We start from the raw sequence: 20,264 nt of genomic DNA, 5'->3' as shown, positions 1-20,264 counted from the left end.
TCATCGCTGGCGACATCGCCCCGAGCGCATCGACCGCCGGAAACCCCCGCCGCTCAATGCGGCAACAAGGAATCAACATGAACCCTCGCAACGGCCTCTCTTCCCTTCTCCGCCCTGAAGATTCGGTCCTTCTTCTGATCGATCACCAGGCCTACCAACTTGCCAACCTGAACAGTCACGACCCGCAGATGGTCATCAACAACACCGTGGGGCTGGCAAAGGCTGCCAAGGCCTTCGGCGTTCCGACCATTCTGACGAGCGTGATTGCGGAACGCGGCGGGCGCCTGTTCCCGCAGATCACGGACGTCTTCCCCGAGCAGGAGGTCATCGACCGAACATTCATCAACACTTGGCAGGACAAGAAAACTGTGGACGCCGTCAAGGCAACGGGTCGCAAGCAACTCATCATCGCGGGGCTGTGGACCGAAGTCTGCGTCGCGATGCCTGCCATCCACGCGCTGGGCGAAGGCTGGGATGTCACCGTCGTGACCGATGCGTCCGGCGGGATGTCCATCGAGGCGCATCAGGTTGCCATCCAACGGATGCTCGCAGCGGGCGCGAACATGCTGACCTGGCTCGCGGTGACCGCCGAATGGCAGCGCGACTGGGCACGGACCGAAAGCGCTGCTGAGTTGACGACAGTGATCACGCAGCATGCCGGCGCCAGCGGCATCGCGTACCTGTGGGAGCAGCAGTTGCTCAACACGCCTGTGCCCGCCAGCGTGGGCTGACCTTGCACGGGCCGGAGTCTCCGCTGAAGTAAGAGCAGCCAAGGCAACGCCTGGTCGATCCGGGCGCACGCTTTCGTGCGTCGCGCCAGGCGCGATCTCGTTCAGGTCCCCACTCAGCGCGGCAGGTCGAACAACCTCGCCGCATTCCCCCAGGCAATCCTTCGCGCCACATCCACCGGCAACTCTCCAAGCCAAGTGCGATACCCCCGCATGATCTCGTCGTAAGCACTCCAGCGCTGGTTGACCCAGGTGTCGGACCCGATCACAAACCGGTCCGGATACTTGAGCAGCAGCGCACGCCACTCGGGGCACAGCATGCCGCCGCCACACGTCAGCCCCGGCCGATAAGAGAGTTCGCCGACAAGCAGCGGATAGCGCTCGAACAGCGCGTGCACCCGCTCGATCGGCGTGCCGCCGATACCGGTGTGGGCCCAGATCAACCGCAGCGACTGCCCCTTCGACGGCGCATTGGCCATCAGCAAATCGATCGCCACATCGTCGACGTGCGCGAGCACCGCGAGCTTCTGCCGCTCGGCAAGCGCGATCAGCTTCCTGGCGACGGGGCCGTCCGCATTGGCGCTGTCGTACAGATGAAACTCGCCGATGCCGCGGTAGGGGCTGCTTGCGGTGCCGCGCGCGAGTTCGGTCTGCACCATCTCGTAGATGGTCTCGTCGCGGAACCAGTTGGTGTAGTCCTCGCGGTTGCGGTAAAGCCGCACGAAAGGCACCACGGTCACGCCCGCGGCGCGGGTCTCGCGCGATGCGGCGAGCGTCTGCGTGCCGGCGTTGGGGCGCGAGTTCGCGATGATCGCCTGCACCTTGTTGCGCTGCATGCGCGCCAAGGCCTCGGTGGGCGGATAAGGGCCCGTGTTGCCGTCCCAGGCTTCCTGGTTGTAGTGCAGGTGGGTGTCGAACAGCGGGCCGTCATAAGGCCCCTGCGCATGGGCGCCAAGCCCCACTGCAAGACAAGCTGCGACGAGAAACGCGCGGAACGATGCAGTGGTGGCTTTTCTCATCGCATGGCCTGCTTGCTAGATCAGTGGGTTGAAACCAGGCGCCTGGTTCAGCTCCGAGGCCTTGTAGATCTTGTGCTGCGCGGTCGGGCCGCCCGCATCGGACACGACCAGCAGGCGCCAGAGCGGCTCGTTCGCGGCGGCGGCCTGTTCCTCGGGCGAGAGCTTGAAGCCCGGCACGGCCGTCGAGGTGCCCTTGACCGCCACGCGCAGCAGCGTGGCGCCCTTGCCGTTCGACACCTCGATGCCGTAGCCGAGGTTCTGCGCGGTCACGTCGGCGGGCTTGTAGCCGTAGCCGCCGAAGTGGCGCACCACGTAGTCCATGGCGGCGGCCTGCACGTCGCCGGCCGGGCTGCCGGCGGTCGATGCTGCGGCGGCCGCGGGCTCGTTCTGCAGGGGCACGCCGCTGCGCGCGCGCGCGGCCTCGATCTCGGCCTCGCTCGGCACCCAGCCGGGCGCGCCGCGCACCAGCACGGCGAGCAGGCGCTCGGGTTCCCAGGTGGCGACATGCCATTCGGTCTCGTCGCGCACGCGCGTGGAGACCTTCGCGCTCTTGTTGCTTTCGAACTCGGCAATCTCGATGCGGTTGGTCTGCAGCACGGCGCGAAAGCCCTGGCCCGCGTCGAACGTCTGCTTGAGCAGGCCGAGGCGGTCCTTGGCGCGCTGCACCTGCTGGGCGCTGCGCGGGGCACCGCCGGCGCGGCGCTGCACGTCGAGCGACTCGAGGCAGAACCAGCGTCCGCCTTCGCCCACGCTCACGAACTCGGCCCAGACGGTGGCGATCACGTTGTCGCCGGTGGCGAGCCAGGCATGCTCGAAGGGCTTGTCGCGGGCGTCGAAGACGCCCATCTTGGCGACGATCTCGACCGGCGTGAGCCGTGGGCCCGAGAGCCGCATCTCATCGATGACGGCGAGTACCTGGGGGTCGACTTCCTTGTCCATTGTTCAGTGCGTATCCGGCGGGTTTCAAAGGGGGTGGCAGTATGCCGCATCGGGCCATGTGGCCTTGGGCGAGCGCGTTAGCATTTACGCTTTCGCGCCGACGATTTTCCACATCTTCCGACCGAAGGAGCACCGATCGATGTCCACTTCCTTGTTTCAACTCGAGAGCCCCGAATTTCGCGACGGCAGCACCCTGCCCCTCTCGTGCGTCCACAACGTGATGGGCGCGACCGGCGAGAACATTTCGCCCGAGCTCGTGTGGAAGAACCCGCCCGCGGGCACGAAGAGCTTCGTGCTCACGATGTACGACCCCGACGCGCCCACGGGTTCGGGCTGGTGGCACTGGGTGGTCTACGACATTCCTGGGTCCGCCACCTCGCTGCCGCGCGGCGCCGGCGCGGCCGACGGCAAGCTGCTGCCCGCGGGGGCAAAGCAGGGCCGCACCGACTTCGGCACGGCCGGCTACGGCGGCGCCGCGCCGCCGCCCGGCCATGGCCCGCACCGCTACATCTTCACGCTGCATGCGCTGTCGACCGACACGCTCGACGTGCCGGCCGACGCCACGGCGGCGTACGTCGGCTTCATGGTCCACATGTCGAGCCTCGGCTCGGCCACGCTGGGCGCGTCCTACGAGCGCTAGCAGGCAGGCAAGGCGCCCGTCGCAGGCGCCGCTCAAGCGGCATGCGCACGCGCGCAGAGCCGCAGGCCGTCGAGGTCCAGCACGTCGATGCTGCCGTAGCGGATCTGCAGCAGGCCGGCATCCTCGAGCTCGTGCAGCGCACGGTGCGCGATCTGCCGCGAGATGCCCGCGAGCCGGCCGATCTCCTCCTGCGAAATCTGCAGCACCAGGCCGGTACGTGGGTTGAGCTGCGGATTGAAGAGTTCGGCCAGGCAGCTCGCCACGCGCGAGCGAATGTCGTGCATGCGGTTGCTCTCGGCCAACGCGATGAACTGGCCGAGCCGAGCGTTGAGCTGGTCGATCATGAAGTGGCAGAAGGTCAGGCTGCTGCCCCGCAGATCGTGAAAGGTCTGGCTCGGCATCAGCGCAACACGGGTGTCGCGCAGCGCAACCACGCCATACGGGCGCAGCTCGCCCTTGAGCACCGAGCCTTCGCCGAGCCAGCCGCCATTGGAGATGCCGCTCAGCGTGGTGCTGCGGCCGTCGGCCGCGAGCACGTCGACCTTGACCATGCCGTCGACCACGCCGATCCAGTGTGTCGCCATGCTCCATTTGTGACAGACGATTTCACCGGCCGCGAAGAAGCGGTCCTGCGTCTCGCGCTCCACTCGCTCGAGCTGCTCGGGCGCCAGCTCGCGCGCCCAGGCCGCCGCTCGCAACATGGCCAGGGTCTGCACGTTGTTTGTCATGGGAAAGACTTTCTTTGTCGGCGCGAATGCCTAGCATGCGCTGCGCAGGCGATGAGGCGATGGTCTTGGCGGCCTGAGTTTATGTGGCAGTACAAACAGGAGACAAATCATGAGAAACCCTCTCTCGATGGCGGGCTGCGCAGCGGCCTGCATTCCCGTGTTGCTCGTGGCCTGCGGCGGGGGTGGTGGCGGTGGCGGCGGGTTCGGCTTTCCGCTGCCGCCGCCCGCGCCCAACCCGCCGCCCGTCGCTTCTGCCGAAGAGAAATGCACGGCCTTCGCCGGCGCATCGCTCGCCGGCGCCACACTGCGTGAAGCGAGCTTCGTCGCAGCCACCGCAACGGCCGCGGAGTACTGCAAGGTCACGGGCAGCCTGCATGGCACGCTCAACTTCGAGGTGCGCCTTCCCACGGCCTGGAACGACAAGCTGCTTTATGCGGGCGGCGGCGGCTGGAACGGCAGCATCAGCATCACGCCCTATTCGCCGAGCGGTGCCACCGGCGGCTATGTGCTCGTCGCCTCGGACGGCGGACGCCAGGGCGACGGCCTGGATGCATCGGACTTTCTGAACAACCCCACCGCGCAGGCCGACTTCGGCTATCTGTCGATCCACTCGGTCAACGAGGTCGCCAAGGAGATCGTGCGCCAGCGCTATGGCAAAGAGGCCACGTTCCGTTATTTCGAGGGCTGTTCGAACGGCGGGCGCGAAGCCCTGGTGCAGGCCACACGCTTTCCGAACGACTTCGACGGCATCGTGGTGCGCGCGCCGGCCTACTCGTTCACCGAGCTGTTCCAGGCCTTCATCGCGAACGGCAAGGCGCTCGCGGCGCCGGGCGGCCAGATCAGCGCCGCCAAGGCCACGCTGATCGCCGACACCGTGCGCGCGCAATGCGACACGCTCGACGGCGCGGCCGACGGCATCGTGAGCAACCAGCTGGCCTGCACCTTCGATCCGGCGGTGCTGCGCTGCACGGCGGGCGACGCCGACACCTGCCTGACCGATCCGCAGGTCGCGACCGCGAAGACCATTTATTCCGAACTCACTCGCGCGGACGGCAGCAGCGTCTATCCGGGCTGGGGCCCCGGCGGCGAGGACCAGGGCTGGCCACTGTGGGTGACCGGCTCCGCGATCGGCGGCACCGGGCTGCAGTTCCAGTTCGGCAGCGGCCTGGTGAAGTACTGGGTCACCGGCGATCCGGCCTTCGACGTGCTGGCCTTCGATCCCGAGATCTACACCGCGGGGCTACGCCTGGCCGCCACCACGCTCGACGCCACGCCCGACCTGCGTTCGTTCTTCGGCCGCGGCGGCAAGATGATCCTCGTGCACGGCACGCACGACTGGGCGATCAGCTACAAGGGTTCGATCAAGTACTTCGACGACGTGGCGACGGCAGTGGGCGGCGCATCGACGCGCGATGCGTCGATGGAGTTCTTCCTCCAGCCCGGCGTCCAGCATTGCGCGGGCGGCGTGGGCCCGGACACCGTCGACCTGGTCGACGCCGTGGTGAAGTGGCGCGAGAGCGGCACCCGCCCGTCGACGCAGGGCATCGTCGCGAAGAAGCTCGATCCCGCGACCCAGGCCGTGGTGCAGGCACGGCCGCTCTGCAGGCACCCCGCCTTCCCGAAGTACAAGGGCAGCGGCGACCTGAACCTAGCCGAGAGCTACAGCTGCCAGGCCTCGTGACGCGCTGAAGAAGCCAGTGCGCGGGGCGCGGCCGCATAGACTCGGCCGATGCACAGCGCCCCCGCCCTCGACATTCATTCAGCTGCCTCGCTGTCCGAGGCGCAGGCTGAAGGCCGCGTCGATGGCGCCAGGATGGCCGACAGATGAACCCGTGGATCGCGGCGCTGGGGCTGGCCTTGCTGCTGGCCGGTCTGCCGGCCGCAGCAGCGCCGGCGCAGAACGCGGAGGCGGTCCACATCACGCGGGCCGCGCTGCTGTCCGTTCCGGGCACGGGCTATTCGGCTGCGCCGAGGCGCGCCGAGGAAGCCGGGCTTCCCACTGACGGATGGCAGCAGGTCGACCTGCCGCACACGGCGAAGCGCGAGCTGGTGCCCACCTCGGCGGGCGGCGTGCACACCGTCACCGACTGGTACCGCATCGACCTGGCCGAGCTCGCCCCCTCGGCGTCGCAGCAGCCACGGCTTCTCTACCTTCCGCGCTGGAAGACGCTGGGTCGCATCGCGGTGTACGGCGACGGCATGCTGCTCTACCAGTCGCAAGGCAGCGCCGTGCACAACGGCTACAACCACCCGCTGCTGCTGCCGCTCAACGCGGCCGCCGACACGCCTGCGCCGACGACGGTGCTGATCCGCGTCGACCGCCTGCGCAGCAGCGGCAGCGGCTTCTCGACGGTGTGGGTGGGCGACCAGGCCGCGCTGAATTGGCGCTACCAGGTTCGGCAGCTGCTGCAGGTGCACCTGCCTTTCGTGGGCGGTGCCGCGTTCCTGGCGGTGGGAATCTTCGCGCTCGCGGTGTGGCTGGGACGGCGGCGCGAGACGCTCTACCTGCTGTTCTTCGCGATCTCGGCGCTGGCCTTCGCGCGCATGCTTCACTACTTCGTGAGCGGCGACTACCTGCCGGTATCGGACGAATGGTTCGAATGGATCACGGTCGCCTCGCTGCTCTGGCTGATCATCCTCATCCACCTGTTCCTCGAGCGCCTGCACCATCAGCCGTCGGCCTGGCTGACGCGCGCGTCGGTCGCGCTGGCGCTGGCCTGCAGCGTCGCGACGCTGCCGGGCGTGTCGGCCGCGGTGCCGAGCCTCTACCTGTTCACGCCCCTGCTCAATCTGTCTGTGCTGCCGGTGGCGGTGCTGATCTTCGCCGTGAACCTGCGCAAGGCGCTGCGCGCCAGGTTGCCCGAGGGGCGGCTGGTCGCGGGCTGGGCCGGCATGGCGGTCGCATTCACCGCCTCCGACGGGCTGCTGCAGAACAACCTGGTCAGCCCCGAGAGCGTGTACACCTCTCCCTACGCGATCATCGGCCTGTTCTTCATCTTCTCGTACATCATGTTCCGGCGCTACACGGGTGCGTTCGACGAGATCGCGCGCTTGAACGAAGGCTTGGCCGAACGCCTCGAGGCGCGCGAAACCGAGCTCGCGCAAAGCTACCAACGACTGCGCGCGGTCGAGAACGAGCAGATGCTCGCGGCCGAGCGGCGGCGCCTGATGCAGGACATGCACGACGGGCTCGGCTCGTCGCTGATCGGCGCGATCCGCTCGGTCGAGCACGGCGCCATGACCAGCGCCGAGATCTCCGGCGTGCTCAGGGGCTGCATGGACGACCTGAAACTCGCCATCGATTCGATGGAGAGCGTGGATGCCGATCTGCTGCTGTTGCTGGCGACCTTGCGCTTTCGGCTGGCGCCTCGCATCGAGAGCGCCGGCCTTGCGCTGCGTTGGGAAGTGCAGCCCGTGCCCCCTTTGCATTGGCTGAACCCCGGCAGCGCGCTGCACATTCTGCGCATCATGCAGGAGTGCGTGGCCAATGTGCTGCGCCACACGCGGGCCAGCACCATCCGCTTCAGCACCGCGGCCGATGCCGAGGGCGTGCGCGTGGTGATCGAGGACGACGGCGAGGGCTTCGCCGTGGCCGAGGCGCTGCAGCGCAGCGGCCGCGGCCTGCGCAACCAGCAGCAGCGCGCAGCAGCCATCGGCGGTACCGCGACCTGGGAGTCCGGCAGCGCCGGCACGCGCTTCACGCTCTGGTTGCCGCTTCGCCAAGAGACCGGCACCGAGACGGCCTGAGTACCGCCTGAGCGTTTGCGCCGGGTGCGGCAGCCTGCTCGCGCACGCCCGGCCGGCGCAGATCATCCGCTTTACTGCGATTGCGTTCGCAATTGCAATAAGATAGTGGCCATGAACCGCTTGACACGCCAACAACGCATCGCCGCACCGAATGCTCCGGTCATGCGCCGGCAGACGCTGGCCCGATGAGCAGCCTGCTGACATCCGGCGCCTGGGCAAGGGTGCTTGGCGCATTGGCGATCGTCGCGCTCCTCTGGCTGGCGGCCGCCTGGGCGCTTGCGCGATGAGTCCGCAATCAGCCACGGCGGCGATCCGGCTGCGCAAACTCACCGTCGCCTACCGCGGCCATCCCGCCGTGCACCACCTGTCGGGCACGTTCGCCGCCGGGTCGCTGACCGCGATCGTCGGGCCGAACGGCGCGGGCAAGACCAGCCTGCTCTCGGCCATGATGGGCCGCATGCCGCCGGCCGAGGGAGACGTGACGTTCGATGTCGGCTGTGCGGGCCGCATCGCCTGGCTACCCCAGCAGTCCGAGATCGACCGCAGCTTTCCGATCCGGGTGTTCGATCTGGTCGCGCTCGGCCACTGGGCCCGCAGCGGGAGCTTCCGCAGGCTCGATGCGGCGCAACGCGACGCCGTGCACCGGGCCATCGCCGCGGTGGGGCTCGAGGGTTTCGAGCGGCGCGGCATCTCGGAACTCTCGGCCGGCCAGTTCCAGCGCGTGCTGTTCGCGCGCGTGCTGCTGCAGGACGCGCCGGTGATCCTGCTGGACGAGCCCTTCAACGCCATCGACGCGCGCACCACGGCCGACCTGCTGGCGCTGGTGCGGCGCTGGCACACCGAGCAGCGCACCGTGGTCGCGGTGCTGCACGACCTCGATCAGGTGCGCGCACACTTCGACTGCACGCTCCTGCTCGCGCGTCGCTGCATCGCCTGGGGCCCGACACCCGAGGCGCTGAGCGCCGGCAATCTGCTGCGCGCGCGCCAGGTGGCCGAGGCCTGGGACGAACGGGCGCCGGTCTGCAGGAAAGCGGCATGACGCTGTCGGCGCTCCTCCTCGAACCCTTCGCCGAGTACGGTTTCATGCGCCGCGCACTCGTTTCTTCGCTCGCGCTCGCCCTCGGCAGCGCACCGATGGGGACGCTGCTGGTGCTGCGCCGCATGAGCCTGGTGGGCGACGCGATGGGCCACGCGCTGCTGCCGGGTGCCGCCGTCGGCTTCGTGCTTGCGGGGCTCTCGCTGCCGGCGATGAGCATCGGCGGCTTCTTCGCGGCGCTGGCTGTGGCGCTGGCCGCGGGCTGGGTCGCGCGGGCCACGTCGCAGCGCGAGGACGCGAGCTTCGCCGCTTTCTACCTGATCGCGCTGGCGCTCGGGGTGCTGCTGGTGTCGGTACACGGCAGCAGCGTCGACCTGATGCACCTGCTGTTCGGCAGCGTGCTGGCCGTGGACGACGCGGCGCTGCTGCTCGTCGTGAGCGTGGCCAGCGTCACCCTCGTCGTGCTCGCCGCGATCTACCGCCCGTTGGTGGTCGAGTGCCTCGACCCGGGCTTCCTGCGCAGCGTCGGCGGACGCGGCGCGCTCGTGCATGGCGCCTTCCTGGTGCTGACCGTCGCGAACCTGGTGGCAGGCTTCCAGGCGCTCGGCACCCTGATGGCGGTCGGCCTGATGATGCTGCCCGCCACGGCCGCGCGCTTCTGGGCCGCCGAGGTCTGGAGCCTGGCGCTCGTCGCGGCGCTGATCGCCGCCTTCTCCGGCTTTGCCGGCCTGCTGCTCTCCTACCACGCCCAGTGGCCCTCGGGCCCCGCGATCGTGCTGGTGGCCGGCGGCGCCTACCTGGTTTCCGTCGCCGCGGGTCCGCGCGACGGCGTTCTCTGGCGCCTCTGGCGCCGCTCCCACCTCAGTCACTGAAGAAACATGAATCCTTCCCGCCGATCCTCGATCGCCGCGCTGCTCGCGCTGGCCACCACCGTTCCCGCATGGGCGCAGAAGCCGCCACGGCCCCTGCGCGTGGTGGCGAGCTTCTCGATCCTGGCCGACATGGTGCGCGAGGTCGGCGGCGATGCGGTCGAGGTCAGCGCGCTGGTCGGGCCCGATGCCGACGCCCATGTGTTCAGGCCCAGTCCGGCCGATGCACGCCGCATCGCAGCCGCGGATCTCGTCGTGGTCAACGGCCTGGGCTTCGAAGGCTGGCTCGATCGGCTGGTCCGGGCCTCCGGATACCGCGGCCCCACCGTGGTGGCGAGCGAAGGCATCGCCACGCGCAAGCTCGGTCGCGGCATCGACCCGCACGCCTGGCAAGACCTCGCGAACGCGCGGCGCTACGTGGAGAACCTGCAACAGGCCCTGGCGCAGGCGCGGCCCGAGCAGTCACCACAGTTCGAGCGGCGCGCTGCCGAGTACATCGGGCGCCTCGATGCGCTGGGGCGCGAGATTCGCGCGCGCTTCGACGGCATCTCGGTGCACTCGCGCCGCGCCATCACGTCACACGATGCCTTCGGCTATTTCGGCGCTGCGTACGACGTCCGCTTTTTCGCACCGCGGGGCATGAGCACCGAGAGCGAGGCCTCGGCCGCCGCCGTGGCCCGGCTGATCGACCAGATACGCAAGGAGAAGGTGCGCGCGGTGTTCGTGGAGAACATCTCCGATCCACGTCTCGTCGAGCGCGTGGCGCGCGAAGGCGGCGTTCACTTGGGCGGTCGCCTCTATTCCGATGCACTCTCGTCGCCCGGCACCGAGGCCGACACGTACCTGAAGCTCTTCGCGCACAACGCGCGGACCATCGCCGACGCGCTCTCGCGAGGCCAGCAATGAGCCGTTCGTTCCACCTCCGCGACGACGCCCCATCTCGCGCTGCAGGCCAGGCAAGCAGGCCGCAGCCCATTGCCATGCTGGCTGCCACGATGTGCCTGTGCATGACCCAGGCCCAGGCGCAGACGGAAGACACGCCAGCGGCGCTCGGCACGGTCACGGTCACCGGCACCCGCGAGCGCGCCTACCGTTCGGTGGTCGCGCCGACCGCGAACAAGAGCGACACCACGGTCAAGGAAACGCCCTTCTCGATCCAGACGGTCACGCGCGAGTTGATCGAGGACCGCGGCATCACCACCTTCGGTGAAGCCGTGCGCACGGTGCCGGGCGTGACGCCGCAGGTCGGCTGGGGCGGCAGCAACGATCGCTTCAGGTTGCGTGGCTTCGCGACTACGGCCAACCTCAAGAACGGGTTTCGCCGCAGCGTGTTCGCGCCCGTCGACGAGCTCGCCAACATCGAGCAGATCGAGGTGCTCAAGGGTCCGGCTTCGGCGCTGTACGGCCGCTTCGAGCCCGGCGGCGTGGTCAACCTCGTCACCAAGAAACCGCAGGACCGGGCCCGCACCGGCTTCGAGCTCACCGCTGGCAGCGACGACTTCTACCGCGCCACCTTCGACAGCACCGGCCCGCTGAGCGACACGTTGCGCTATCGGCTGACGGGATCGTGGCAGGACAACAAGAGCTTTCGCGACTTCGTGGGCGCGCGCACGGCCTTCGTGTCGCCGGTCTTCCAGTGGCAGCTCGGCGCCCGCACGCGCCTGACCGCCGAACTCGAACTCGGCCGGCGCAATGGTTCCTTCGACCGCGGCTTCGGCAACAGCCCGCAGTTCCTGCGGGTGCCGATCCACACCAACTACGCGGAGGCCGACGCGCGCCTGAAGAACGAAAGCGCGCTCGGCTCGGTGGTGCTCGAACACCGCTTCGACAGCGGCTGGGACCTGCGCACGGGCGTGCAGGCCTCGTCCGCCAAGACCGACGCGCTCTGGTATCCGTATGGCTTTCAGGCGCTCAGCGGCGAAGATGGCCTCGATCCCCAGGTCAACCGCCGCAAGCAGCGCAGCATCGACGAGCAGACCGACGTGACGCTGATGGCCGAGATCTCACGGCGCTTCGAAACCGGCGCGCTGAAGCACCGCGTGCTGCTGGGCATCGACGCGAATCGCGACCGATGGGATTTCACGGCGGACGCGAACCTCGGTCCGTTCGGCTTTCCCACGAACCTGCCGATCAGCCTGTACCGGCCGGTCCACGGCACCACGGTGGGGGGCCCGCTGCAGCCCTACGACGCGTCGAACTACAAGAGCCGCAACGTGGGGCTCTACGCCCAGGACGAACTGCAGCTCGGTTCGCAGTGGCGGCTGCTGCTGGGGCTGCGCTACGACCGCTCGCGCACCCAGGCCCGTGCGCAGTACCTGCCGGTGTCCGGCACGCTCGTGCGCTCCGACGACGCGGTGTCCCCGCGCGCGGGCCTGACCTGGACGCCTTCGGCGGCAGCTTCGTTCTATGCGAGCTGGTCGAAGTCGTACCTGACCGAGCCTTTCAACGGCATGCTGCGCGACGGCGCCCTGCCCGCGCCTTCGCGCGGCAGCCAGGTCGAGATCGGCACCAAGCTGAGCCTGCTCGACGGCCGGCTCGAGCCGACGCTCGCGGTGTTCGACATCCGCCGCCGCAACGGCGTGGTGTCGGACCCCGACGACTTCAACTACGTCGTCCAGGTCGGCGAGCAGCGCAGCCGCGGCTGGGAGCTCGACGTGCCGTTCACCGTCACGCCGCAATGGCGGCTGCTGGCGAGCTACACCCAGCTCAAGGCCGAGATCAGCAAGGACAGCGACCCCGACATGATCGGCAAGCTGCTGGCCAACGCACCGCGCCGCAGCGCCAGCTTCTGGTCGACCTACGACTTCCGCGGTGCGGCCACGGGCCTGAGCGCGGGACTCGGCGCGATCTACGTCGGTGCACGCCAAGCCAACACCGGCAACACCTTCGTGCTGCCTTCCTATGTGCGCTGGGACGCCAACCTCGCCTACCGGTTCGGTGCGGCGCAGCGCTACAAGCTGCAGCTGACGGTCCAGAACATCGGCAACAAGCGCTACTACGACTCCGGCGGCGCCTTCGTGCCGACGTTCCCGGGCGCACCGCGCAGCATCATGGCCACCTTCGGCATGACGCTCTGATGGCGCTGCTTGCGCGAGGCCTGGCGGCCGGCTACGGGCGCACGACCTTGCTCGGCCCGCTGGACCTTAGCCTTCCGGCGGGTCGGCTGGTCTGCCTCATCGGTGCCAACGGCGCAGGCAAGTCCACGCTCATCCGCACGCTGTGCGGCATGCAGCCGGCACTCGCGGGCGAGGTCTGCATCGACGGCACGCCGCTTGCGGTGCTCTCGCCGGCCGCGCGGGCACGCAGCCTGTCCGTCGTCCTCACCGAGCGGGTGCAGGTCACGCTCATGACCGGCTACGAGCTCGCAAGCCTCGGCCGCTATCCGCACCTGGGCTGGAGCGGCCGCCTCGGCGCGCAGGACCATGACGCCGTGCGCGCGGCCCTGGCACAGGCCGGCGCTGTAGCGCTCGCGGATCGGCTGGTGTCCGAGCTGTCCGACGGCGAGCGCCAGAAGCTCATGATCGCGCGGGCGCTCGCACAGGAGCCCCGGCTGCTGGTGCTCGACGAGGCCACCGCCTTCCTCGACCTGCCGCGCCGCATCGAGACGATGCAGTTGCTGCTCGACCTGGCGCGCCGGCAACAAATCGCCGTGCTGCTGTCGACGCACGACCTCGAACTGGCGCTGCGCTATGCCGATACGCTCTGGCTCATCGACGGGCAGCGGCAGGTCCACGCGGGGGCGCCGGAGGACCTGGCGCTGAGCGGACTGCTCGGCGCCACCTTCGCGGCCGAGGGACTGGCTTTCGACCTGGAGCGCGGCGAACTGGTGGTCGGGCGCGGCGGCGATCGGCCCATCCGGCTCGAGGGCGACGGCATCCCGGCCGCATGGGCGCGCCGCGCGTTGCAGCGCGCGGGCTTCGTGATCGACGCGCAGGCACTGGACGCGGTGCATGCCATTGCCGAGCGCTACACGCTGCGGCCGGCCAAGGGCGAGCCCCGCCACTACCGCACGCTGGGTGCCCTGGTGGAAGGGCTGACGTTGCACACGCAGGCATCCGCATGAGAACTGCACGTGCGTCTGCGGCGTTCGGCTGCGCGGCGCTGCTGTCGGCCTGCATGCAGATCGCGCCGCCACCGCGCGCGCCCTGGCCATCGGTCGAGGTCGGCGAAGACGGCCCGGCCCGGAACCTGGACGCGGCCTGCGTCGCCGACTACCGCCCCGGCGTCGACTACTTTCCGCAGAAGACGCGCTTCACCCATTCGACCCAGCTGCAGGTCGAGTACGCGCCGCACTACAAGCGCGTGCGCTTCACGCCCAGCGTCGCGACCGGCGAAGTGATCGAGTTTCTCCTCGTGCAGTGCGGCACGCCCACGCCGCCGCACGGACCGCATGTGCCGGTGGTGGAGGTGCCGGTGCGGCGTTTGGTGACCGGCAACTCCGCCATGCTGGGCGCGCTCGACGAACTCGGCCTGGTGGATCGGCTGCACGGCTCGGAAAGCACGCGCGGCGCCACCGTGCCCGCCGTGCGCGAGCGCATCGCGCAAGGGCTGGTGCACGAGATGTCGGGCTACGGCCACGCGTCGATCGAACCGGTGATGGCCGTGCAGGCCGACGTCTACCTGAGCTTCTACTCGGCCTACCCGCAAGGCAATATGCACCCGCGCCTGTGGGAGCTCGGCGTGCGCGCCATCCCGCAGGCGGATCACCACGAACCGCATCCGCTCGGGCGCGCCGAATGGCTCAAGCTGCTGGCGCTGCTTTCGAACCGCGAGGCGCGCGGCGACGCGAGCTTCGCCGAGATCGCGGCGCAGTACGCGCATTGGAAGGCGGTCGCCGCGCAGGCGCGTTCGCGTCCGCGCGTGATGGCCGGGTTCGCGAGCAGCCGCGACACGATCGAGGCCTTCGGCGGGCGCAATCACCGCGCGCAACTGATCCGCGATGCCGGCAGCGAGTATGTGCTCGGCGACGATCCCCGAACCAGCAGCCTGGTCTACGAGCCGTTCGAGAAGGTGTATGCCCAGGGCGCGGATGCCCCGGTCTGGCTCGGCACGCTCGGCGGCCAGGCCGACCGCGAGACATTGGTGGCAGCGAATGCGCTGCACGGCTGGTTCGATGCCGTCGGCGCAGGGCGGGTGTACGCCTGGGACCGCGGCTACACGGGGGCATGGGCCTATCCGTACCAGGACCAGGGCATGACCCGGCCCCACATCCAGCTCGCCGAAGCCATCGGCGCCTTGCACCCGGAACTCGTCGACGACCAAGCCCCGGCCCCGGCCCAGTTCCTTCGCCGCCTGCCATGACCCCATCCTCTCTCGCACCCTCCCCCGCCGCGTCCCCGCGTGCGGCCTCGCCCGGCCGGCGCGCCCGGCGCTGGTTCCCCGCACTCGCGGTGCTGCTGGTCCTGCTGTTCGTGGCCGAGCTGTCGCTGGGCTCGGTCGCGATCCCTGTCGGTGCCATCCTCGAAATGCTCACCACCGGTTCGAACGGGCAGCAGGTCTGGCAGAACATCGTGCTGGGCTTCCGGCTGCCGCGCGCGCTCAATGCGCTGTTCTCCGGCGCCGCGCTGGGTGTGGCCGGACTGCTGCTGCAGACGCTGTTCCGCAATCCGCTGGCAGACCCGTTCGTGCTGGGCATCGTGCATGGCGCGCGGCTCGGCAGCGCGCTGCTCGTCACCTTCGCCGGCGTGGTCGGCAATGCCTTCCTGCTGCGCTACGGGCTGATCGGCGACGTCGGGCTGGCCGTGGCGTCGGTCTGCGGCTCCGCGGCCGTGCTGGGCCTGCTGGCCGTGCTGTCGCGCCGCGTGGGCACGGTCACGCTGCTGATCATCGGCCTGATGCTCGGCTACCTCGCCGTCGGACTGATCAGCGTGCTGATGCACTTCATCGACGAGACCCAGGCGCGGGCGTTCAAGGCCTGGGACGATGCGAGCTTCGCGGGTGCGACCTGGCAGCAGCTGCGCATCCTGATGCCCGGCATCGGCATCGGCCTCGGGGCCTGTGCATTCCTGGTCAAGCCGCTGAACGGGCTGCTGCTCGGCGAAAGCTACGCGGCGTCCATGGGCATGCCGGTCGCGCGCGTCAAGCGCAGCGCGCTCATCACCACCGCCTGGCTCAGTGGTCTGGTCGCGGCCTTCTGCGGTCCGGTCGCCTTTCTGGGCCTGGTGGCGGCGCAGCTCGCGCGAACGCTGATGCGCTGCGCGGACCACCGCGTCCTGCTGCCCGCGGCCGGGCTCGTCGGCGCCGTGCTGGGCCTGGCCGCCGACCTGGTGCTGCACCTGCCGTGGAGCCGCCACGTGTTCCACCTGAACGCGGTCATCGGCCTTGTGGGCGCGCCGTTGGCGCTGTACATGCTGTACCGCACCCGCGCACTGCACAAGGTCGACTAGAAGCGTTTCGCTTTCCGGACTTCGTGGGCGGCAGACAATACACGCGCACGTAACCCGACCCGAGGCGCATCATGGATCTACGTCAGCTCAGCTACTTCATCGCCGCGGCCGAGGAGCGCAACCTTGGCCGAGCGGCAGAGCGACTGCACATGTCGCAGCCACCGCTGACACGGCAGATCAAGGCACTCGAGGAACAGGTTGGCGCGCCGCTGTTCGAGCGCACGCCGCGAGGCATGTTGCTGACGCAGGCCGGCGAAGCGTTGCTGCAGGACGCGCGCGACATCTTCTCGCTGGTCGACCAGGCCACCGATCGCGCACGGCGCGCGGGCGACGGCACCACAGGACGCATCGACGTGGGGCTGCACGGCTCGGCGATGTTCGGCGTCGTGCCCCAAGTACTGACCCGCTTTTCGGACATGCACCCCGGGGTCGAGGTGTCGCTGCACCAGGGACAGACTCACCAGCAGGTCACCGCGATTCGCCAGCGCCGCATCCTGATCGGCTTCGAGCGCATGGTGCCAATGGACGATGACCTGGCCGTCGAACTCGTGGCGCGCGAACGCCTGCTGGTGGCCATGAGCAGCGCGCATCCGTTCGCCCAGCGCAGCGCCATCCCGGTGGCGCTGCTGCGCAACCAGCCGATACTGACCGCATCGTCGCGCTCGGCGCCGGCGATCACACTGCGCCTGTGCCGGGCGGCGGGTTTTGAACCGCGTTTTGCCGCTCAAGCCGGCGATCTCATCATGGCCACCATGATGGCAGGCATCAGTCGCCAACTCGCACTGGTGCCGGAGTCCATGACCAACCTGCGGCTGCCGGGCGTGACCTACCTGCCGCTCGAAACCGCAGGCGAGCCGGCGCACATGGAAGTGCACTGCTTCTATCGCAAGGAGGAGGCATCTCCGGTGCTGCAACGCATGCTGGAGGTCGTGCGCGCGTTCGCTGGCGACGCCGTGCCTTTGGCCGATCGAAGCGCGGTAAACCCTTAGCCGGCAGCCCCCGATACCGCCAAGGTATCGCTCCGATCCAATTTGGAATTGGACAGCGCGGCCGTACGACTCGAGACTCCGCCGCATGATCACGTTCGCAGTTATCGGCATCGACCACCGGCACGTCTTCCACCTCATCGAGGGCCTGCTCCAGGCCGGTGCAACTTGCGCAGGCTACCTGTCCGCTACCTCAGACCCGCGCGTTCTCGACGGCGTGCGCAGGCGCTTTCCTCAGCTCGAAGAATGCGAAAGTGCCGATGAACTGCTGCAGAACCCGGCCATCGACCTGATCGTCACCGCCGGCGTGCCTTCGGAGCGTGCCCAGATCGCGATCACCGCGATGAAGCATGGCAAAGACGTACTCACCGACAAGCCTGGCGTGGTCAGCGCCGAGCAGTTGGCGCAGGTCGAAGCCACCGTGCGCGACACCGGACGGCTCTACGCGATCTGCTTTTCGGAGCGGATGATCGTGCCCTCGGTCGCGACGGCACAGCGGCTGATTGCAGACGGCGCCATCGGCCGAGTCATCCACACGCTGGGCATGGGCCCGCATCGGCTCAACCAGGGCATCCGCCCCGCGTGGTTCTTCGACAAAGCCAGCAGCGGTGGCATCCTGGCCGACATCGCGTCGCACCAGATCGACCAGTTCCTGGTGCTGACTGGATCGAGCGACGCCGAGGTCAGCTTGGCCAGCGTGGCGCACTTCGGCCGCACGACGACGGCGGACTTCGAGGACTTTGGCGAAGTCGCGCTGGTTTCGCGCGACAACGGCGCGCGAGGCTACGTGCGCGTCGACTGGTTCACGCCCGACGGCATGCCGGCCTGGGGCGATGGCAGGCTCTTCATCACGGGCACCGAAGGCTCGATCGAACTGCGCAAGTACATGGACATCGAGGGCCGCGCCGGGACCGACCATCTCTTTCTGGGCGACCGCACCGGCACCCGCCACATCGACTGCACGAGCGAGCCGATCACCTTCTTCACCAAGCTGGTCGAAGACATCGAGCGCCGTACACAAACCGCCATCCCACATGCACACAGCTTCACGGTGAGCCGGCTGGCGCTCGAGGCGCAAGCCAAAGCCGAAGGCAGAGCCGGCGCACAGGTGGAGAGTGCGCGATGACGCGACTCGGCGTTGGCCTGATCGGCCTTGGTCCGGGCTCGGAACCGCACCTGGCCGCCTTGCGCGAGCTGCAAGATCGCGTCGACCTGCGTTGGGCCTTTTCGCACAGCGACCCGGCGAAGGCCGAAGGCAAGGTGCCCGCCCACACGCGGTTGACCAACGACCTCGCGCAGGTGCTGCAAGATCCCGAGGTGCGGCTCGTGATCGTCTCCACGCCCGCGCACACCCACCTGACCATCGCGGGTCAGGCCCTTGCGGCGGGCAAGCACACCTTGGTCGAGAAGCCGCTGGACGTGAGCCTGGCCAAGGCCGAAGCGCTGGTCCGCCTCGCAGCAGCCACGGACCTGTGCTTCGGCGTGGTGCTGCAGCACCGCTTCCGGCCCGGCGCAATCCGGCTGCGGGAGTTGATCGCGTCATCGGCACTCGGCGTGCTGCAGGCAGGCGTGCTGCAGATCCCCTGGTGGCGCTCGCAGGCCGGCTACTACGACCAGCCCGGGCGCGGCTCGGTCGCACGCGATGGCGGTGGCGTGCTGTTGACGCAGGCCGTGCATGCACTGGACCTGTTCCGCAGCCTGGTCGGTGTGCGCGACGTGATCGCCTCGCAGGTGCGCACGACCGACATCCACCGCATGGAAACCGAAGATTTCGCGGCGGCGCTGCTCACCCTGGGCAACGGCGCACCCGGCGTGCTGATGGCCACGACCGCGATGTACCCGGGGCGGGCCGAGTCGCTCGAACTCATCTTTGCCCGGGCCACAGCATCGCTGGTGGGCGGAACCCTGCGCGTGCAGTACCACGATGGGCGCACCGAGCTCGTCGAAGGCGAGGCCAAGTCGGGCAGCGGCGACTCGATCATGGATTTTTCGCCAGCGGCGCATTTGGCGCTGCACAGGGATTTTCTTGACTCAATCGCCGAAGGCCGGGCCCCCGCCGTCAACGGCGACGAGGCGTTGCTGACGCACCGGCTCATCGACAAGATCATCGTGGCCGCCGCCTTCGAACCCAGTTCCCCCAACCATAAGCAGAGGCAAATATGAAGACATGGACAACGTTGGCACTCGTGTTCGCGACTTTCGCGTGCACCACTGGCGCGGCAACCGCGGCGGACGACTTTCCGAACAAGCCGATCAAGATCGTGGTGCCCTATGCGCCCGGTGGCACCACCGACGTGCTGGCCCGGCTGCTGGGCCAGCGTATGGCAGCTGACCTGGGGCAGGCCGTCGTCATCGACAACCGGCCGGGCGCAGGCGAAGCGATCGGCGCCGGCGTCGCAGCCAAGTCCCCGGCCGACGGCTACACACTGTTGCTGTCGACCATGACGACGCAGGCCATCAATCCCGTCCTGTACCCAAAACTCAGCTTCGACGCATCGAAAGAGCTGACCGCCGTGGGTCGCGTGGCCGACGTGCCCGCCATGATTGCGGCGAACCCTTCTGTGCCGGCCACCAACATGGCCGAGTTCTTGGGCTACCTCAAAGCCAATCCGGGGCGCAACTTCGCGTCCCCCGGCGCGGGCACGCCGAACCATCTGGCGACTGAGCTGTTCAAACGGGCCGCGGGCGTGAACGTCACGCACATTCCTTACAAGGGTGGCGCGCCGGCCGTGCAGGACCTGATGGCGGGGCAAGTGGATTTCATGCTCATCCTCGCACCGGAAGCCATGCCGTACGTGAAGTCCGGAAAGCTGAAGAGCATTGCAATGACGACACTACAGCGCTCGCCCATGTTCCCCGGCTTGCCGACCGTGGCCGAATCGGGCATCAAGGACTTTGAGCTTGTTGTCTGGTACATCCTCCTTGCACCCACCGGCACGCCAAAGGACGTCGTCGCTCGCTTGAACAAGAGCCTGAACACCACGCTGAACGACAGCGCGATGAAGACCAAGCTCGCCGAACTGAGCATTCAGCCGACCGGCGGGACCACGGAAGACGCAACGGCCTTTGCGAACAAGGAGGCGGCGAAATGGAAACGGGTCATCGAGGAGTCGAACATCAAGATCGACTAAGAGCAGGCGCAGTTGCGACGCGTTGAACGGCGAAGGTATCGCCGCGAGCAGCATC

The 20,264-nt window shown here is 68.6% G+C and carries 18 protein-coding genes; 15 read left to right on the top strand and 3 right to left on the bottom strand.

The window, feature by feature from the left end; all coding sequences use genetic code 11:
- Window positions 1-77 precede the first annotated feature (77 nt).
- Window positions 78-731 carry a hydrolase gene (locus tag AC3A6J_RS12280; RefSeq protein WP_487860219.1) on the top strand — a complete coding sequence of 218 codons (654 nt, stop codon included), beginning with the start codon at window positions 78-80 and terminating at the stop codon, window positions 729-731.
- A 113-nt stretch (window positions 732-844) separates the two neighbouring features.
- Here AC3A6J_RS12280 and AC3A6J_RS12275 read toward each other — a convergent pair whose 3' ends face one another.
- Window positions 845-1,747, bottom strand: a complete 903-nt coding sequence (locus AC3A6J_RS12275; protein ID WP_487860218.1) for an amidohydrolase family protein — start codon at window positions 1,745-1,747, stop codon at window positions 845-847.
- Between the two features lie 15 nt (window positions 1,748-1,762).
- Window positions 1,763-2,686, bottom strand: a complete 924-nt coding sequence (locus AC3A6J_RS12270; RefSeq protein ID WP_487860217.1) for a protein NO VEIN domain-containing protein — start codon at window positions 2,684-2,686, stop codon at window positions 1,763-1,765.
- A gap of 139 nt (window positions 2,687-2,825) precedes the next feature.
- Between AC3A6J_RS12270 and AC3A6J_RS12265 the strand changes: the two genes are divergently transcribed.
- Window positions 2,826-3,326, top strand: coding sequence for a YbhB/YbcL family Raf kinase inhibitor-like protein (locus AC3A6J_RS12265; RefSeq protein WP_487860216.1), 501 nt, complete (start codon window positions 2,826-2,828; stop codon window positions 3,324-3,326).
- 32 nt (window positions 3,327-3,358) lie between these two features.
- Here the strand turns inward: AC3A6J_RS12265 and AC3A6J_RS12260 are convergent, their stop codons facing one another.
- Complete coding sequence (locus AC3A6J_RS12260; protein WP_487860215.1) at window positions 3,359-4,054, bottom strand: Crp/Fnr family transcriptional regulator; 696 nt, start codon at window positions 4,052-4,054, stop codon at window positions 3,359-3,361.
- A gap of 109 nt (window positions 4,055-4,163) precedes the next feature.
- Here AC3A6J_RS12260 and AC3A6J_RS12255 point away from each other — a divergent pair, with 109 nt between their 5' ends.
- From AC3A6J_RS12255 to AC3A6J_RS12195, 13 genes are all read left to right on the top strand, one after another.
- Window positions 4,164-5,735, top strand: coding sequence for a tannase/feruloyl esterase family alpha/beta hydrolase (locus AC3A6J_RS12255; protein ID WP_487860214.1), 1,572 nt, complete (start codon window positions 4,164-4,166; stop codon window positions 5,733-5,735).
- Between the two features lie 143 nt (window positions 5,736-5,878).
- On the top strand, window positions 5,879-7,801 hold the full coding sequence (locus AC3A6J_RS12250) for a sensor histidine kinase (protein ID WP_487860213.1): 1,923 nt from the start codon (window positions 5,879-5,881) through the stop codon (window positions 7,799-7,801).
- A 283-nt stretch (window positions 7,802-8,084) separates the two neighbouring features.
- Window positions 8,085-8,840, top strand: a complete 756-nt coding sequence (gene aztA, locus AC3A6J_RS12245) for a zinc ABC transporter ATP-binding protein AztA (RefSeq protein WP_487860212.1) — start codon at window positions 8,085-8,087, stop codon at window positions 8,838-8,840.
- The gene (locus tag AC3A6J_RS12240) at window positions 8,837-9,709 is read left to right on the top strand and encodes a metal ABC transporter permease (protein WP_487860211.1); all 873 of its coding nucleotides are present in this window, start codon (window positions 8,837-8,839) and stop codon (window positions 9,707-9,709) included. Before aztA ends, AC3A6J_RS12240 begins: the two co-directional genes overlap by 4 nt.
- A gap of 6 nt (window positions 9,710-9,715) precedes the next feature.
- Window positions 9,716-10,612 carry a metal ABC transporter solute-binding protein, Zn/Mn family gene (locus AC3A6J_RS12235; RefSeq protein WP_487860210.1) on the top strand — a complete coding sequence of 299 codons (897 nt, stop codon included), beginning with the start codon at window positions 9,716-9,718 and terminating at the stop codon, window positions 10,610-10,612.
- A gap of 74 nt (window positions 10,613-10,686) precedes the next feature.
- The gene (locus AC3A6J_RS12230) at window positions 10,687-12,783 is read left to right on the top strand and encodes a TonB-dependent siderophore receptor (RefSeq protein WP_487860209.1); all 2,097 of its coding nucleotides are present in this window, start codon (window positions 10,687-10,689) and stop codon (window positions 12,781-12,783) included.
- Window positions 12,783-13,769 (top strand): ABC transporter ATP-binding protein, encoded by a 987-nt coding sequence (locus tag AC3A6J_RS12225; protein WP_487860208.1) that lies wholly within the window; start codon window positions 12,783-12,785, stop codon window positions 13,767-13,769. Before AC3A6J_RS12230 ends, AC3A6J_RS12225 begins: the two co-directional genes overlap by 1 nt.
- Window positions 13,766-15,007 (top strand): ABC transporter substrate-binding protein, encoded by a 1,242-nt coding sequence (locus AC3A6J_RS12220; RefSeq protein WP_487860207.1) that lies wholly within the window; start codon window positions 13,766-13,768, stop codon window positions 15,005-15,007. Before AC3A6J_RS12225 ends, AC3A6J_RS12220 begins: the two co-directional genes overlap by 4 nt.
- Window positions 15,004-16,092 carry a FecCD family ABC transporter permease gene (locus AC3A6J_RS12215; RefSeq protein WP_487860206.1) on the top strand — a complete coding sequence of 363 codons (1,089 nt, stop codon included), beginning with the start codon at window positions 15,004-15,006 and terminating at the stop codon, window positions 16,090-16,092. Before AC3A6J_RS12220 ends, AC3A6J_RS12215 begins: the two co-directional genes overlap by 4 nt.
- Window positions 16,093-16,163: 71 nt before the next feature.
- Entirely contained in the window at window positions 16,164-17,081 is a 918-nt protein-coding gene (locus tag AC3A6J_RS12210) for a LysR substrate-binding domain-containing protein (protein WP_487860205.1), read from the top strand.
- Between the two features lie 85 nt (window positions 17,082-17,166).
- Window positions 17,167-18,204: a Gfo/Idh/MocA family protein gene (locus tag AC3A6J_RS12205; protein ID WP_487860204.1), complete on the top strand. Its 1,038-nt coding sequence runs from the start codon at window positions 17,167-17,169 to the stop codon at window positions 18,202-18,204.
- The gene (locus AC3A6J_RS12200; RefSeq protein WP_487860203.1) at window positions 18,201-19,241 is read left to right on the top strand and encodes a Gfo/Idh/MocA family protein; all 1,041 of its coding nucleotides are present in this window, start codon (window positions 18,201-18,203) and stop codon (window positions 19,239-19,241) included. The genes AC3A6J_RS12205 and AC3A6J_RS12200 overlap by 4 nt, the downstream gene beginning before the upstream one ends.
- Window positions 19,238-20,209 (top strand): Bug family tripartite tricarboxylate transporter substrate binding protein, encoded by a 972-nt coding sequence (locus tag AC3A6J_RS12195; RefSeq protein WP_487860202.1) that lies wholly within the window; start codon window positions 19,238-19,240, stop codon window positions 20,207-20,209. The genes AC3A6J_RS12200 and AC3A6J_RS12195 overlap by 4 nt, the downstream gene beginning before the upstream one ends.
- The last annotated feature ends 55 nt before the right edge of the window (window positions 20,210-20,264 follow it).

It is taken from the genome of Variovorax sp. Soil_C_39 (assembly GCF_057656815.1).
This window is presented reverse-complemented; position numbering and strand designations above follow the sequence as displayed.

What these genes read in the sequence shown, in the direction of transcription:
- AC3A6J_RS12280 (WP_487860219.1), top strand. Translation starts at nt 78, where the DNA reads ATGAACCCTCGCAACGGCCTCTCTTCCCTTCTCCGCCCTGAAGATTCG.
- AC3A6J_RS12275 (WP_487860218.1), bottom strand. Translation starts at nt 1,747, where the DNA reads ATGAGAAAAGCCACCACTGCATCGTTCCGCGCGTTTCTCGTCGCAGCT.
- AC3A6J_RS12270 (WP_487860217.1), bottom strand. Translation starts at nt 2,686, where the DNA reads ATGGACAAGGAAGTCGACCCCCAGGTACTCGCCGTCATCGATGAGATG.
- AC3A6J_RS12265 (WP_487860216.1), top strand. Translation starts at nt 2,826, where the DNA reads ATGTCCACTTCCTTGTTTCAACTCGAGAGCCCCGAATTTCGCGACGGC.
- AC3A6J_RS12260 (WP_487860215.1), bottom strand. Translation starts at nt 4,054, where the DNA reads ATGACAAACAACGTGCAGACCCTGGCCATGTTGCGAGCGGCGGCCTGG.
- AC3A6J_RS12255 (WP_487860214.1), top strand. Translation starts at nt 4,164, where the DNA reads ATGAGAAACCCTCTCTCGATGGCGGGCTGCGCAGCGGCCTGCATTCCC.
- AC3A6J_RS12250 (WP_487860213.1), top strand. Translation starts at nt 5,879, where the DNA reads ATGAACCCGTGGATCGCGGCGCTGGGGCTGGCCTTGCTGCTGGCCGGT.
- aztA (WP_487860212.1), top strand. Translation starts at nt 8,085, where the DNA reads ATGAGTCCGCAATCAGCCACGGCGGCGATCCGGCTGCGCAAACTCACC.
- AC3A6J_RS12240 (WP_487860211.1), top strand. Translation starts at nt 8,837, where the DNA reads ATGACGCTGTCGGCGCTCCTCCTCGAACCCTTCGCCGAGTACGGTTTC.
- AC3A6J_RS12235 (WP_487860210.1), top strand. Translation starts at nt 9,716, where the DNA reads ATGAATCCTTCCCGCCGATCCTCGATCGCCGCGCTGCTCGCGCTGGCC.
- AC3A6J_RS12230 (WP_487860209.1), top strand. Translation starts at nt 10,687, where the DNA reads ATGCTGGCTGCCACGATGTGCCTGTGCATGACCCAGGCCCAGGCGCAG.
- AC3A6J_RS12225 (WP_487860208.1), top strand. Translation starts at nt 12,783, where the DNA reads ATGGCGCTGCTTGCGCGAGGCCTGGCGGCCGGCTACGGGCGCACGACC.
- AC3A6J_RS12220 (WP_487860207.1), top strand. Translation starts at nt 13,766, where the DNA reads ATGAGAACTGCACGTGCGTCTGCGGCGTTCGGCTGCGCGGCGCTGCTG.
- AC3A6J_RS12215 (WP_487860206.1), top strand. Translation starts at nt 15,004, where the DNA reads ATGACCCCATCCTCTCTCGCACCCTCCCCCGCCGCGTCCCCGCGTGCG.
- AC3A6J_RS12210 (WP_487860205.1), top strand. Translation starts at nt 16,164, where the DNA reads ATGGATCTACGTCAGCTCAGCTACTTCATCGCCGCGGCCGAGGAGCGC.
- AC3A6J_RS12205 (WP_487860204.1), top strand. Translation starts at nt 17,167, where the DNA reads ATGATCACGTTCGCAGTTATCGGCATCGACCACCGGCACGTCTTCCAC.
- AC3A6J_RS12200 (WP_487860203.1), top strand. Translation starts at nt 18,201, where the DNA reads ATGACGCGACTCGGCGTTGGCCTGATCGGCCTTGGTCCGGGCTCGGAA.
- AC3A6J_RS12195 (WP_487860202.1), top strand. Translation starts at nt 19,238, where the DNA reads ATGAAGACATGGACAACGTTGGCACTCGTGTTCGCGACTTTCGCGTGC.